The organism is Pseudoneobacillus rhizolycopersici (assembly GCF_054786815.1).
The window spans coordinates 1-262 of the sequence record NZ_JBTOOE010000133.1 but is presented as its reverse complement, the minus strand read 5'-3'; the positions used below and the strand labels follow the sequence as shown (position 1 = coordinate 262).

Below are 262 nucleotides of genomic sequence, written 5' to 3'. Positions count from 1 at the left end.
ACGAAGACTGTTCGCATTCCATTCCTCCATATGCTATGATCTGATATTCGTCAGGTTCCAGGTCGATAGTCATGCGCCAATTCTCGTCGGCGAGGTCGGAAGTGTTGTTTGTCCGAGTGGTGACATATTTCCCGTCGGAGTCATAGAAAAGAACAGTAAGGCATTCCACTTGAGTAGGGAACGCGTTGGCGAACTCCATGTTGTAGTCATAGACGAATCTGAGCCTCAGTCCTTGCGGACATGGGTCGAGGTCTTCATATAT

At 48.5% G+C, this 262-nt stretch carries 1 protein-coding gene; it reads right to left on the bottom strand.

Annotation, left to right across the window (positions count from 1 at the left end):
* Positions 1-262: FimB/Mfa2 family fimbrial subunit (locus ACX9YW_RS23140; protein WP_460351083.1), on the bottom strand; the 262-nt coding region annotated here is incomplete at its 3' end.